Raw genomic sequence first — 13124 nt, forward strand, 5'->3', positions numbered from 1 at the left:
TATAAAGGTGATATAGTAATTATTGTCGTTTTCGACAGAAAGTAAGATTTACATAAATTAAATTAGAATAATAGTTGACACGAAAGATTGAACATGTTATATTATATCTCGTGCCACTTAAAGAGAAGACATCTTCTTCTTACTTACAAGATTGATAATTTTCCACAGTAGCTCAGTGGTAGAGCAATCGGCTGTTAACCGATCGGTCGTAGGTTCGAATCCTACCTGTGGAGCCAACAACATGGCGGCGTAGCTCAGCTGGCGAGAGCGTACGGTTCATACCCGTGAGGTCGTGGGTTCGATCCCCTCCGCCGCTACCATTACTTATCTTAGTTTAAACATCATGGCGGCCGTGGCGAAGTGGTTAACGCACCGGATTGTGGCTCCGGCACTCGTGGGTTCGATTCCCACCGGTCGCCCCATATAACGAAGGACCCTTAGCTCAGTTGGTTAGAGCTATCGGCTCATAACCGATCGGTCGCAGGTTCGAGTCCTGCAGGGTCCACCATATAACTCGGAGGTATACCCAAGTCTGGCTGAAGGGATCGGTCTTGAAAACCGACAGGCGGGTCAAACCGCGCGGGGGTTCGAATCCCTCTACCTCCTCCATACATAATCAATGATACTTTTTTTACATCATAGCGTAAGGCTTGGTAGCTCAATCGGTAGAGCAACGAGCAACACACCCACCGAATAAGCTACGAGTAACCCCGAAGCATAAACATCCTTGAATAATCTAGAAGATGCAGGGGTCAAAACATTGCAAGAAAATTTTATTATGTTTTTTTATGAAATATAGCAAGGCTTGGTAGCTCAGTCGGTAGAGCAATGGACTGAAAATCCATGTGTCGGCGGTTCGATTCCGTCCCAAGCCACCATTTTGTACAAGCAAATCGCTTGTTTTTTTTATTGGGTTTTTTTCTATCTCCTCAACAGATAACGTTACAAGGGCAAATAATTTGCAAGAACTGGAAACCTCTGATAATCTTTCATGTGAAGGGTATTTTATCCCTAACTAATAGATTATTGAAGGAGGATTTCATTATGGCAAAATTTGAATTACCAGAATTACCTTATGCATATGATGCATTAGAGCCAACTATTGATAAAGAAACAATGAACATCCATCATACAAAGCATCATAATACTTATGTTACAAACTTAAATGCTGCGCTTGAAGGAAAATCCGATTTAGCAGGTAAATCCCTTGAAGAGTTAATTAGCAATCTGGATGCAGTACCAGAAAGCATCCGTACTGCTGTACGTAACAATGGTGGAGGTCACCATAACCATAGCTTATTCTGGAAAGTTCTTTCTCCAAATGGTGGTGGAGAACCAACTGGTGAACTAGCTGACAAGATTAATGCTAAATTTGGTAGCTTTGAAAAATTCAAAGAGGAATTTGAAAATGCTGCAAAAACTCGCTTTGGTTCAGGTTGGGCATGGTTAGTAGTAAACAATGGTGAACTAGAAGTAACAAGTACTCCAAACCAAGATTCTCCTTTAATGGAAGGGAAAACACCAGTATTAGGTCTTGATGTTTGGGAGCATGCTTACTACTTAAACTACCAAAACAAACGTCCTGACTATGTTTCAGCATTCTGGAACGTTGTTAACTGGGATCAAGTTGCGAAAAACTACAGTGAAGCTAAATAATGTTTTTTATAGATAATAGGATGTCACAGAGAGATAAGTCTCTTTGTGACATCCTTTTTTCTTTTCGTATATCTCTATTTGAATTGCTCACACTAAGGAAAGAGAGAAAAGGGGCAATTCACTATGCATAAAAGCTTACAATTTGTTTTCGGCAAAACAGAAATCAATCGAGATTTGATCCTATTATTAGTAATAGGTGGACTATATTCATTAGGTATATATTTATCCAATACATTTGTAAATATTTACTTATGGAAGCAAGCAGAAGGAAATTATTACACGATAGCCTTTTATAATCTTGCTATCTTTGTGTTTCAACCGATTACCTTTATAGTAGCTGGAAAAATAGCGAAAAAGGTGGATCGCGTCATTGTTTTAAGATTAGGTGTTATATTTTTATCGTTGTTTTTTTTAACGGTACTTATGATAGGAGAGAAAGCAGCATATTTTAACCTATTATTAGGAAGTTTATTAGGTATTGGTTATGGCTTTTATTGGTTAGCGTTTAATGTACTAACATTTGAGATTACTGAACCGGAGACTCGGGATCTTTTTAACGGTTTTTTAGGTGTTTTACAATCTTTAGGTGGCATGATTGGTCCAATTACAGCTGGATTTATTATTTCCAAGATGCCAGCTAATATTGGGTATAGTACTATATTTACAGCTTCCTTCATTTTATTCATTTGTGCGGTAGCCTGTAGCTTCTTTTTGATTAGAAGACCTGCAAAAGGTGATTATCTATTTAAGCGTGTCGTTATAGAGAAGAATCATAATAAAAATTGGGATCGAATACTGAAGGCTCATTTATTTCAGGGATTACGTGAGGGAATTTTCCTATTTGTCATTACTATCTGGGTATATATCGTGACACAAAGTGAACTTTCACTTGGTATGTTTAATCTGTGCTTCTCTGGTTTTTCCTTTGTTTTTTATTTTCTAGCTACGAAATTTATAAAGCCTTCCAAGCGTAAAAAGGCTATCCTGATTGGTAGTTTGATGCTATACCTCGCATTATTCGTTATTTTAATCCATGCTAGCTATAGTACGTTAATCATCTACGGTATTATTATTGGTATTGCATACCCTATTGTAAATGTACCCTATGCATCCATGACATATGATGTCATTGGAAAGGCATGGAAAGCAGGCGAATTACGCATTGAATATATCGTAGTTAGAGAATTATTTACGAATATTGGCCGAGTTATCTCTATTATGACCTTCATCTTAAGTATCACCATATTTGAAACAGAGAAAATAATTCCTATTCTACTTGTTGTATTTGGGGCTATGCACTTAGGTGTTTATCTCTATGGCAGAAATATTTATTTAACTAGTTCAAACAAAAAGGACGTACTCATAAAAGATCAGGTGACTGATGAAAAAAACCGTTAAATTTTTCAATCATTAATGCTATAATATAGAGATAGAGAGAATCTAAATTTTGCTTATAATGGGGGAGAAATATGAAGAAGGAAAAAAAACAAAAAGCCCAACTTCCCTTTCGATTAAATATATTATTCTTTATAGTATTTTTATTGTTTGCGGTGCTTATTTTACAGCTTGGAATAGTCCAGATACTTAATGGGGAAAGCTTTCAGGAAGAAATAAATAAAACAACAGAAGATATAACGAAGATACCGGTACCGCGTGGAGAGATATATGATCGGAACTACAATGTAATAGTAAAAAACAAGCCGATGTATGCCATTACGTATACGCCACCTAAAGGTGTACAGGCAAATGATCGGTTGAAGGTTGCACAGGAACTTTCGAAATATATTGATATGTTCGACCCGGATCCTGAAAAAAGAAAAAAACAAATTAACAGAATAACTGAACGGGATAAAAAAGAGTATTGGTACCTTTTACATGATGAAGAGGTAAAGGAGAAGTTAACTACAGAGGAAGCTGCTGAAATGGATCCAGCGGAACAATATAATACGGTACTTAAGCGAATCACGGAAGAAGAATATGAAGATCTTACTGAGCAGGATCTTGAAATTATCCTCATTAAAAAAGAGCTTGACCGTGCCTATTCATTATCACCTCAAATTGTAAAAAGTGAAAATGTGACGCCGGAGGAATATGCAAAAGTTGCAGAACACTTAGCGTCCTTACCTGGTATTAATGCCACAACAGATTGGGTACGTGAATATCCTTTTGAACAAACTTTACGAAATCTTTTAGGAAATGTGACAACCGAAAAAGAGGGGATACCGGCCGAATCGATTGATACCTATTTAGCCAAGGGCTATAATCGTAATGATCGAGTTGGTGATACTGGATTAGAAAAGCAATATGAAGACCTGTTAAGAGGTAGGAAAGAACAGGTTAAATATACGATGAGTAAAAGTGGTGTCATTCTTGATTCGGAAGTAGTGGTACCTGGTGAAAGTGGTAAGGACTTAGTTCTTAGTATTGACATGGAATTTCAAGAAATGGTAGATGAAATACTAAGATCAGAACTTAAAGCTGCTACACAAGGTGGGAAAAATAAATACCTTCAACATGCTTTAGCGGTAGTGATGAATCCACATACTGGTGAGTTATTATCGGTTGCTGGTCAGAGTTATTTAGATGATCCAGAAACTAGTGTGATTGAGCAAGATGAAATTGTAGATTCAGCCTTTCGAACAATGACGGACGGCTATCGACCTGGATCCACTGTTAAAGGGGCTACCGTCCTTGCAGGATATGAATCAGGTGTTATCAGTCCTGGCAATAGCGTATATGATACACCAATTAAAATCCTCGGAACCCCACAAAAGGGTTCTTGGACAAATTTAGGACATGTTAATGATTTAGATGCGCTTAGACGTTCTTCTAACGTATACATGTTCTATATAGCGATGAAAATGGGTGGAGAATATAATTATTACGAAAATAAGAAGATTAGTTTTGATCCTGCTGCATTTGAACAAATGAGAAATTATTTTAAACAATTCGGCTTAGGTGTAGAAACCGGTGTTGATTATCCAAATGAAACAACTGGCTATACGGGACCTAAAAAAGAAGCCGGCTTACTAATGGACTATGCGATTGGTCAGTATGATACGTTTAGTGCCATGCAGCTTGCTCAATATGTGTCAACTATTGCTAATGGTGGTTACCGTGTACAACCACATTTCTTGAAGGAAGTTCGTAATCCATCGACGAATGATGAGAACATGGGATCCATTTATAAAAGTGTAAATCCAAAAGTATTAAATAAAATCGTAATGGATGACAGTCTAATTGCAAGAGTTCAAGAAGGCTTCCGTCAAGTATATCAGGAGCCAGGTGGGACGTCATATAGCTATTTTAGAGGCACTAATTTTAAAGCAGCCGGGAAAACTGGTACAGCTCAGAATGATATTACGATAAACGGTACGTTATACAAAACCATTAATCTAACGATGGTAGCATATGCTCCATATGATAATCCTGAGATTGCCTTATCAGTAATTGTACCCAACTTAGATACAAATACGGATTACCAAATTAACCAAAATATTACTCGTAGAATAATGGAGGCTTATTTTACACTTAAAGAGCAACGCGATAAAGGTACAAACGATGAAAATTCAGCAACTGAAAATGATGAAATAGAAGAAGATCAAAGCGAATAACACAGACCCTAAGACAGTACCAAAGTCTTAGGGTTTTTATCATGGAAACATTTTTTACAATAACTTTACATATAGTTAATATAGCCTTTATATTGAAGGACTATGATAGGTGTACTTTAATTAGGGGAGAGCGATTTTATGCTTAGTAGGGGACAGTTCCATTCCGAGATTGATACACTGAATCAAGATATCATCCAATTAGCAAATTTGGCTAAAAATGCATTAATTAAATGTATGGATGCGTTATTTAATCAAGATATAGAGCTAGCAAAACAAGTTGTAGAAGATGATAAAGTAATTGATAAAGAAGAAGCAGCAATTAATGATAAAGCAATTCTATTAATTGCTAAGCAACAACCCGTTGCAACTGATCTAAGACGTTTAATTATTGCGTTACGAGTGGTCACCGATATAGAACGGATGGGTGATAATGCTAAGAATATAGCAAAAGCAACGATACGCTTAGGAGATCACTATTTAGAAGAACTACCAAAGGAATTAAAGACGATGCGTGATACTGCTTTAGCAATGTTAGATACAGCGATCATGGCATTTCAACAAGAAGATATTACCGTTGCACACAAATTGGCACAGATGGATGATAAAGTAGATAAACATTATAAACAAGTAGTGACGGATATGTTGAGTAAAACGGCCATCAACTCCGAAGAGGTTCAATATGTAATGCAAATCGCTTTCAGTGCTCGATATATTGAACGTTTTGCGGATCATATTACAAATATCGGGGAAAGTATTTTATTTCTGGTTAAAGGCGAAATAGTAGATCTAAATGATTAAAGAAAAGGAAGAGGAATTAGGCTAATACCTAAAATCCTCTTCCTTTTATCTAGTTAGTGCTTCTGCTATTTCGTAATGACTCATATCACTAGTCAGCGTGAATTCACCAAGTTGAACTCGATTAGCATAGCCCTTATCTTCTAAATAGTTACTGAAATCTCTTGCATTATCGATAATCCCATTCTCCTCAAGTTGATTACTAATCGCAGAGGATGGCATACCGGATTCTATAGTTAACGTATATGATTTAACCGCTTCTTCTTGTTCCTCTTCTGGCTCATTATTAGAAGATTCCTCAGAAGAACTTTCGTCTGAATCGCTAGCACTTTCATCGGATTTCTCTTCATCACTAGCTTCCTCTTTGTCGTTCTCATTAGCTTCTTCTGACTCTGAAGAATTCTCGGTTTCTTCCTTTTCCACTTTGTGGTTCATGGATAAGGATATGTAATCCTCTTCAGATAGTACATGATATCCTTGTTCTTTTACATGTTTTAATACATCTTCCATTGGCATGTCAGATAAATCTTGACTCGAGCCATCTGAAAAATAAGAGACTACTAGCATAATGATTGCTGCTGTACATAGTCCTACTGCAAATGCACGTATGGTCTGCTTCATATTTTCCACCTTACTTTAATAGATTAATTAACATCAGTTTCTTGATAATCTTCTGTAAGTAATTCTTCTTCTAATACTTTTACTTTTTTCTTAAGCTGATACGTATCTTGCATTGTCGAAATGGATAGTTGCTCTAATTCACTTTCAATTTTCTCAAAGCGGTCATTTAAGAAAAAGGAAAGTACAAATAGTACAACAGCAACAACAACAATGGTTACTCCCGCAATAATCATTCTATAACCTCCATTCATATACATTATTAGTTATATCACACATTTCGACACGAGGGAACCATAAATTTTTTCCATGTACTTGATTGATTGCTAAACATCTGCTATTATTAATAAGTCTGAAAAGAACTAATAGATGCGATTAATGCAAGTTTACTATAAGTTTGGAGGGAAAAACATGCGCGTAAACATTACTTTAGCTTGTACTGAAACGGGAGATCGTAATTACATTACAACAAAAAATAAGCGTACGAATCCTGAGCGTATTGAGCTTATGAAATATTGTCCACGTCTTAAAAAACATACTTTACACCGTGAAACAAAATAATGATTCACGGAAAAGCTTGCTCTTACCAATGGCTAGGAGCAAGCTTTTTTTCTACTAAATACGACAAAAGTAGGAGATGTGATTCATGCAAAAAGAACAACTCCGTAAACAAGTCATTCAACGTCTGCAAGCTATAACTGACCAGGAAAGAAACCAGATAGAGAAAAAACTTCAAACCAACTTATTCCAATCTGACTACTGGAAGGAAGCCAATATTATTGGTGTCACTATATCAAGGGGATTTGAATGGGATACAAAAGAAATCATTGAAGAGGGCTGGAGACAGGGAAAAGTAATGGCTGTTCCGAAATGCTATCCAGAGGAGAAAGAAATGGCCTTCTATCGATTACATAGCTTCTCAGAGTTAGAAACCGTGTATTCCAATCTTTTAGAACCTAAGCCAATTGAAGAAAAATTCCTTTCCAAGCATCAAATGGATCTAATTTTAGTTCCAGGGGTAGTATTTGATTCACATGGGTTTCGAATTGGATTTGGAGGCGGGTACTATGACCGATTTTTAGCTTCCTATCAAGGTAATACCATTGCTATCCTGAGTAATATACAACTTGTGGAAAGGATATCGGTTGAAGCGTATGATATTGCAGTAAAGCATTTGTTATCTGAGCATGGGTTGATTAAATAGAATATTTTTGACTAGAAGGATAAGACTATAAACACCACAGTTTTGAAGGGGTGTTTAGATGAGAGTATTGATGATATTAACAATATTTATAACCATGATTTCTGTCGTTTATAAATGGCGCTATAAGATCATGAACGCCATGTTAGCGGTGAGTTTCTTAAGAAAAATAGCTGTTTCCATATCCATGAATTTACCATCTATCCGGAAGAATATTCTCCCAAGCTTTTTCAAGGAATCAACCGATTCAACCACGTAAAAGGAGCTGGTTTTATACAGCTTCTTTTTTTGTCATAACATATAATCAACGACTAGAACGATAAATAGAGGCAAATTTTAGATTCAGCATTTATTCGTTGAATTTGATATGATGTAAGGGGAGGGGAAAGAATGGAGCACAACGAAATTTATCTAATGTACTCAATAGCCCAGCAATTGGTTAAGGAACATCGTTATGATGTGTTATACCTTAACAATAAAGTGGAGGAAATATGGTTAGAGAAGTATGAAAATAAGACCTCTACAGTAGTTCGGTTATCTGCGAACGGATTTGATTGGAAAAACCATCTCAAGAAAGACATCGGCATCGTATTTCAAAAGGCTGGTGCACTGAGAAAATTGTTAAAAGGTAAAGATATTCAAATACATAATGTTTATATTTCCCCACATTCACCAATTGACAGCTGGGAAATACTGAAAAAACCATTGACGGTTCAGGATAAAAATCCGATTCAAATGAAGATATATTACTTATCTGGGGATGAAATAGAAACAGAACGAAATAGATTAGGACAGAATATTGGAGTCACGTTTACAAACGATGAAGATCTTATAAGTGAGGAGCTGATGGAAACAACTACTCAGCAATATAAAGTTGAATTGTTTCATAAAGTTCAGGAAAAACAAGAGCGTAATGTTTTTAATTATGGAAAGCCGTTTATTACGTATTTTCTTATTGCGATAAATGCTATTTTCTTTCTTTTATTAGAATTAAATGGAGGTAGTCAAAATAATGTTACATTGATGGAATATGGGGCAAAATATAACCCGTTAATTATGGATGGGGAATGGTGGCGGATTATTTCCTCTATGTTTTTACACATTGGCCTCTTACACTTTGCCTCCAATATGTTATTCCTTTATTTTTTTGGTTCTTTAGCAGAGAGGATATTTGGTTCTGCAAGATTTTTCGTTATCTATATGCTTGCAGGAATAGGTGGGGGTATCGCTAGTTTTACCTTTGTAACTAACTTATCCGCTGGAGCATCTGGAGCTTTGTATGGATTATTTGGTGCGTTTATATATTTTGGCTTATTTCATCGACGAATTTTTCTACAAACAATTGGCAGAGATATCTTGATTCTGTTAGGCATTAACATTTTATTAGGATTTGCTATGCCACAGTTAGATGTTTCGGCACATATGGGAGGATTAGTTGCTGGTTTTATAGTAGCTGGTATCGTACATTTTCCAAAGAGAAAGAATGTTCCATTGCAGCTTGGTGCCTTAGTTATTTATGTTGCACTGTGCATCGGAATGTTTATATATGGAATGCATCAGAATGAAGCGAATCCTATCTATCTCCTCCAAAATATGGAGCAATCAATCCAGGAAGAACGGTATGAGGATGTTGTAACAAGTGCTACAAAAGGATTGGAAAATCCCGAGGAATTTGAAGCTATGTTTTTATTTCAACGTTCTTATGCGTATATCCACTTAAACGAAATTGACTCAGCAATTGCTGATTTAGAAAAGTGCATCCAACTATTAGATAAACCAAGTGATTTACCAGAGGCGTATTACAACTTGGCAATTCTGTATGATCAAATAGGGGATGAACGTGCAGGAGAGATGATTGAAGCAGCTTATCAAGCAAGTCCAACAGATGATAAAATTAAGGAAATGTATGAAAAAATCTCAAAAGATTAATTTCCTGCATTTATGATTAATATGGAATACCCGTTTCTATAGCTCCTTACCTGTACATAGCCTTCGGAGAGAGTGTGTGTACAGGAAGAGGATGAGACAAAACTATTTCTAACAAAGGATAAACCGAACATTAGAGTTAGCGCATCAGACCCGCCCCGGAAATATACTACGCGTCCGTGGGCGGCTGGTGAGCCTCCTCAGAGCTAAAGCTCTTCCGGGGTCTCAGGCAGTGCCCTGTCCTCCCACAGGAGTCTCCGTATATTTCCGGGTAATGATAGTGATTGTTCGTTTTTTATTACCTTTTTTTTTTGTTTTGTCCCAGCCTCTTCTGCGTATAAAGGGCATACAAAGTGTATAAGAAACGTTAGATTCTATTTTGGATGAATCTATCCAAATCAACCTAACAATTATAGTTTCTCCATGTCCTCGTGTACAGGTAAGTATGAGGGCCGTTATGAATAGAATTGCATGGCAAGCGAAAACTAGTCTTATCAATGGTTTTCATGGAGGAACTATGGAAAACGACAAACAACCACTATTCTCAAATTATGAACAGAACAATGCTTATATCCAAGAACGATTACAAGTAGATAAAAACTTCGATATTGTCCATCTAGATTTAGAATATGCAGGAAGAAACATGTCCATGTTCTTTATTGATGGGTTTGTAAAAGATGACATATTGCATCTGATTATGAAATTTTTAGCTAAACTCGAACCAGATAGTTTAGAGCCAGATGCACTGACGAAATTATTAAAACGATATCTTCCTTATGTAGAATTAGATGAGGTTGATGACTTAAATCAGGCTGCCGATACTATTCTTGGTGGACCGACCGCCTTACTTGTTGAGGGTGTCAATAAGGTTATTATTATTGATGCTAGAACTTACCCTGTACGTTCACCTGGCGAGCCTGATTTAGAAAGGGTAGTAAGAGGGTCAAGAGATGGTTATGTAGAGACAATCGTGTTTAACACTGCTCTGACGAGAAGGAGAGTACGTGATCGCTCATTACGGATGGAGTATATGCAAATCGGAAGAAGGTCGCAAACGGATATCTGCATTTGTTATTTAGAAGATATCGCCGACCAGAAGAGAGTGGCGGACATTAAGAATAAATTAAAAGAAATTGACACGGATGGTCTTCCGATGGCGGAGAAGACGGTGGAAGAATATATTAGTGGAAGACACTGGAATCCTTTCCCAACAGTAAGGTACACAGAAAGACCAGACACAGCTGCAACGCATTTATATGAAGGTCATGTTTTAATTATTATTGACGGATCACCAAGCGTAATTATTACACCGACTACCTATTGGCATCATTTACAGCATGCAGAGGAATATCGTCAAAAGCCTATTGTTGGAGCATATCTTCGTTTTGTAAGGTTTATTGCAGTATGGGCATCCATCTTTATTTTACCGTTATATTTTTTATTCTCGACCCAACCAAAGCTACTACCAGTAGAACTAGGATTTATTGGTTTGAGTGATGTGGGGGCAGTACCAATCTTAATACAGTTTATCATCGCTGAAATCGGAATTGATATGCTAAGAATGGCTGCCATCCATACTCCTTCATCCTTAGCTACAGCAATTGGTTTAGTTGCAGCTATACTAATAGGGCAAGTCGCTATAGAAGTAGGATTATTTTCCTATGAAGTTATCTTGTATTTAGCAATAGCTGCCATTGGTACTTATGCGACACCTAGCTATGAAATGAGCCTTGCAAATCGTCTAGTTCGCTTATATTTGTTAATGGTAACGGCGGCCTTTGGTGTGAATGGTTATATGGTAGGAACACTATTATGGATTTTATATACAGTGCGGATGAAATCTTTTGAAATACCTTATTACTGGCCAGTATTACCATTTTCGTTTCGTGCATTTCGAGATGTATTTATTCGAACGCCAATCCCTCTTAAACGAAAAAGACCAACCATTTTACATCCCCAAGACCCAGATCGATAATTTCGGCTGGGTCTTTTGTTGTTATGACTATATCCTTTTTCCTTCATTTGGTATAATAAAGTTTGGTGATTTAAATGAATACTTTGTATGATGTACTACAACTACTTAAGCGTTTTGGCACGTTTATCTATACGGGTAATCGGTTAGCAGATTTGGAATTAATGCAAACAGAGATAAAAGAACTATATTCATATGGACTTATTGATGTAGAGGACTATAGACTATCTCTATTAATTATCCGTCAAGAAATCAACAAACTTCATTCTGAAAAAGGTGAGAAATAATGAATAAATCAATTATTGTTGGAGTAGATATAGGAGGTACTACCGTTAAAATTGGTATCCTAAAAGCTAGCGGTGAAATCATGAAAAAATGGGAAATTGAAACAAATAAATCTTCTGACGATACCGCTGTTATGAACGACATCTGGGAATCTGTCTTAGCTAGATTGACAGAATTAGCTATTGATTTGCATGATGTTCTTGGAATAGGAATTGGTGCGCCAGGTTTTATTGATGGCGAAAAAGGGTATGTGTATGAAGCAGTAAATCTTGGCTGGAGAGATTTTAATCTTGCTGATTATATGTCTAGTAAAACAGGTTTACCAGTATATGTGGAAAATGATGCCAATATTGCCGTTTTAGGTGAGAATTGGTTAGGTGCGGGTAACCAATCCAATGATATTCTTGCTGTTACTCTAGGAACAGGCGTAGGTGGAGGAGTAATAGCTGGTGGCAAGATAATAAATGGTATTAATGGGACTGCAGGGGAAATTGGACATATTACGGTTGATCCAAATGGCTATCCTTGTAATTGTGGTCGTAAGGGATGTTTGGAGACGATTGCTTCTGCTACCGGAATTGTTCGTCAAGCTGAGAAGTTTATCGAAGACGATCCAAGCTGCAAACTAGCTCATATACAGAACCAGTACGGAGCGATCACGGCTAAGCATATATTTGAACTAGCCGCTAATGGTGATGAGAATAGTATTCAAATCGTTAACCATACAGCAGACGTATTAGGCCTTGTGTTAGCTAATTTAGCTGTGACAGTAAATCCTTCCAAAATATTAATTGGTGGAGGCGTGTCAAAGGCTGGAGATCAATTATTACAACCTGTTAAGAAATCGTTTACAAAATATGCTTTAGCAAGAACAAGTAGAGCATGTGAAATTCGAATAGCAGAACTAGGTAATGATGCTGGAATCATTGGTGCAGCGTATTTAGTAATAGAAAATAGTAACTAGTGATATATTTTTCTCCTATAAAATGTCATTATTTTGAAACTTTTTTGTTAACTAAAACGTCTAATAGGATAGCATGTTTTTCCTGAGTGACAT

13 protein-coding genes and 6 tRNA genes are annotated in these 13124 nt (G+C 36.7%); 17 read left to right on the forward strand and 2 right to left on the reverse strand.

All coding sequences use genetic code 11. The features are described from left to right. The first annotated feature begins 161 nt into the window (after positions 1-161). The 10 genes from MKY78_RS18105 to phoU all read left to right on the forward strand — a co-directional run bounded on the left by MKY78_RS18105 (position 162) and on the right by phoU (position 6068). Positions 162-236: transfer RNA gene (locus tag MKY78_RS18105), tRNA-Asn, on the forward strand. Positions 237-243: 7 nt separating this feature from the next. Further along, positions 244-320, forward strand: a tRNA-Met gene (locus tag MKY78_RS18110). Between the two features lie 26 nt (positions 321-346). Further along, a tRNA-His gene (locus tag MKY78_RS18115) sits at positions 347-422 on the forward strand. A 9-nt stretch (positions 423-431) separates the two neighbouring features. Next, positions 432-508: transfer RNA gene (locus MKY78_RS18120), tRNA-Ile, on the forward strand. Positions 509-516: 8 nt separating this feature from the next. Then, a tRNA-Ser gene (locus MKY78_RS18125) sits at positions 517-609 on the forward strand. Positions 610-802: 193 nt separating this feature from the next. Further along, positions 803-878 (forward strand) — tRNA-Phe (locus tag MKY78_RS18130). 166 nt (positions 879-1044) lie between these two features. Beyond that, a complete protein-coding gene (gene sodA, locus MKY78_RS18135; protein WP_339214649.1) occupies positions 1045-1656 on the forward strand; it encodes a superoxide dismutase SodA in 612 nt (203 codons plus the stop codon). 123 nt (positions 1657-1779) lie between these two features. Next, positions 1780-3054, forward strand: a complete 1275-nt coding sequence (locus tag MKY78_RS18140; RefSeq protein WP_339214651.1) for an MFS transporter — start codon at positions 1780-1782, stop codon at positions 3052-3054. 71 nt (positions 3055-3125) lie between these two features. Beyond that, a complete protein-coding gene (locus MKY78_RS18145) occupies positions 3126-5270 on the forward strand; it encodes a penicillin-binding protein 2 (RefSeq protein WP_339214653.1) in 2145 nt (714 codons plus the stop codon). Positions 5271-5408: 138 nt separating this feature from the next. Next, positions 5409-6068: a phosphate signaling complex protein PhoU gene (gene phoU / locus MKY78_RS18150; RefSeq protein ID WP_339214655.1), complete on the forward strand. Its 660-nt coding sequence runs from the start codon at positions 5409-5411 to the stop codon at positions 6066-6068. Between the two features lie 45 nt (positions 6069-6113). On the opposite strand, the gene MKY78_RS18155 is transcribed toward phoU, so the two are convergent. Both MKY78_RS18155 and MKY78_RS18160 read right to left on the reverse strand, forming a co-directional pair. Beyond that, positions 6114-6686, reverse strand: coding sequence for a hypothetical protein (locus MKY78_RS18155; protein ID WP_339214657.1), 573 nt, complete (start codon positions 6684-6686; stop codon positions 6114-6116). A 23-nt stretch (positions 6687-6709) separates the two neighbouring features. Then, positions 6710-6919, reverse strand: coding sequence for a hypothetical protein (locus MKY78_RS18160; protein ID WP_186869919.1), 210 nt, complete (start codon positions 6917-6919; stop codon positions 6710-6712). Between the two features lie 175 nt (positions 6920-7094). Between MKY78_RS18160 and rpmG the strand changes: the two genes are divergently transcribed. From rpmG to MKY78_RS18195, 7 genes are all read left to right on the forward strand, one after another. Beyond that, on the forward strand, positions 7095-7244 hold the full coding sequence (rpmG, locus tag MKY78_RS18165; RefSeq protein ID WP_026681152.1) for a 50S ribosomal protein L33: 150 nt from the start codon (positions 7095-7097) through the stop codon (positions 7242-7244). A gap of 85 nt (positions 7245-7329) precedes the next feature. After that, positions 7330-7887, forward strand: a complete 558-nt coding sequence (locus tag MKY78_RS18170; RefSeq protein WP_339214659.1) for a 5-formyltetrahydrofolate cyclo-ligase — start codon at positions 7330-7332, stop codon at positions 7885-7887. Between the two features lie 58 nt (positions 7888-7945). After that, the gene (locus tag MKY78_RS18175) at positions 7946-8143 is read left to right on the forward strand and encodes a hypothetical protein (RefSeq protein WP_339214660.1); all 198 of its coding nucleotides are present in this window, start codon (positions 7946-7948) and stop codon (positions 8141-8143) included. Positions 8144-8274: 131 nt separating this feature from the next. Beyond that, a complete protein-coding gene (locus MKY78_RS18180; protein WP_339214662.1) occupies positions 8275-9813 on the forward strand; it encodes a rhomboid family intramembrane serine protease in 1539 nt (512 codons plus the stop codon). Positions 9814-10327: 514 nt separating this feature from the next. Beyond that, entirely contained in the window at positions 10328-11785 is a 1458-nt protein-coding gene (locus MKY78_RS18185; protein ID WP_339217960.1) for a spore germination protein, read from the forward strand. Positions 11786-11859: 74 nt separating this feature from the next. After that, on the forward strand, positions 11860-12069 hold the full coding sequence (locus MKY78_RS18190; RefSeq protein WP_186869914.1) for a YqgQ family protein: 210 nt from the start codon (positions 11860-11862) through the stop codon (positions 12067-12069). Continuing rightward, positions 12069-13031, forward strand: coding sequence for an ROK family glucokinase (locus MKY78_RS18195; RefSeq protein WP_339214664.1), 963 nt, complete (start codon positions 12069-12071; stop codon positions 13029-13031). Before MKY78_RS18190 ends, MKY78_RS18195 begins: the two co-directional genes overlap by 1 nt. Positions 13032-13124 lie beyond the last annotated feature (93 nt).

Source organism: Ornithinibacillus sp. FSL M8-0202 (assembly GCF_037975285.1).
Classification (GTDB): Bacteria; Bacillota; Bacilli; order Bacillales; family Amphibacillaceae; genus Ornithinibacillus; species Ornithinibacillus massiliensis.

What these genes read in the sequence shown, in the direction of transcription:
- sodA (WP_339214649.1), top strand. Translation starts at nt 1,045, where the DNA reads ATGGCAAAATTTGAATTACCAGAATTACCTTATGCATATGATGCATTA.
- MKY78_RS18140 (WP_339214651.1), top strand. Translation starts at nt 1,780, where the DNA reads ATGCATAAAAGCTTACAATTTGTTTTCGGCAAAACAGAAATCAATCGA.
- MKY78_RS18145 (WP_339214653.1), top strand. Translation starts at nt 3,126, where the DNA reads ATGAAGAAGGAAAAAAAACAAAAAGCCCAACTTCCCTTTCGATTAAAT.
- phoU (WP_339214655.1), top strand. Translation starts at nt 5,409, where the DNA reads ATGCTTAGTAGGGGACAGTTCCATTCCGAGATTGATACACTGAATCAA.
- MKY78_RS18155 (WP_339214657.1), bottom strand. Translation starts at nt 6,686, where the DNA reads ATGAAGCAGACCATACGTGCATTTGCAGTAGGACTATGTACAGCAGCA.
- MKY78_RS18160 (WP_186869919.1), bottom strand. Translation starts at nt 6,919, where the DNA reads ATGATTATTGCGGGAGTAACCATTGTTGTTGTTGCTGTTGTACTATTT.
- rpmG (WP_026681152.1), top strand. Translation starts at nt 7,095, where the DNA reads ATGCGCGTAAACATTACTTTAGCTTGTACTGAAACGGGAGATCGTAAT.
- MKY78_RS18170 (WP_339214659.1), top strand. Translation starts at nt 7,330, where the DNA reads ATGCAAAAAGAACAACTCCGTAAACAAGTCATTCAACGTCTGCAAGCT.
- MKY78_RS18175 (WP_339214660.1), top strand. Translation starts at nt 7,946, where the DNA reads ATGAGAGTATTGATGATATTAACAATATTTATAACCATGATTTCTGTC.
- MKY78_RS18180 (WP_339214662.1), top strand. Translation starts at nt 8,275, where the DNA reads ATGGAGCACAACGAAATTTATCTAATGTACTCAATAGCCCAGCAATTG.
- MKY78_RS18185 (WP_339217960.1), top strand. Translation starts at nt 10,328, where the DNA reads ATGGAAAACGACAAACAACCACTATTCTCAAATTATGAACAGAACAAT.
- MKY78_RS18190 (WP_186869914.1), top strand. Translation starts at nt 11,860, where the DNA reads ATGAATACTTTGTATGATGTACTACAACTACTTAAGCGTTTTGGCACG.
- MKY78_RS18195 (WP_339214664.1), top strand. Translation starts at nt 12,069, where the DNA reads ATGAATAAATCAATTATTGTTGGAGTAGATATAGGAGGTACTACCGTT.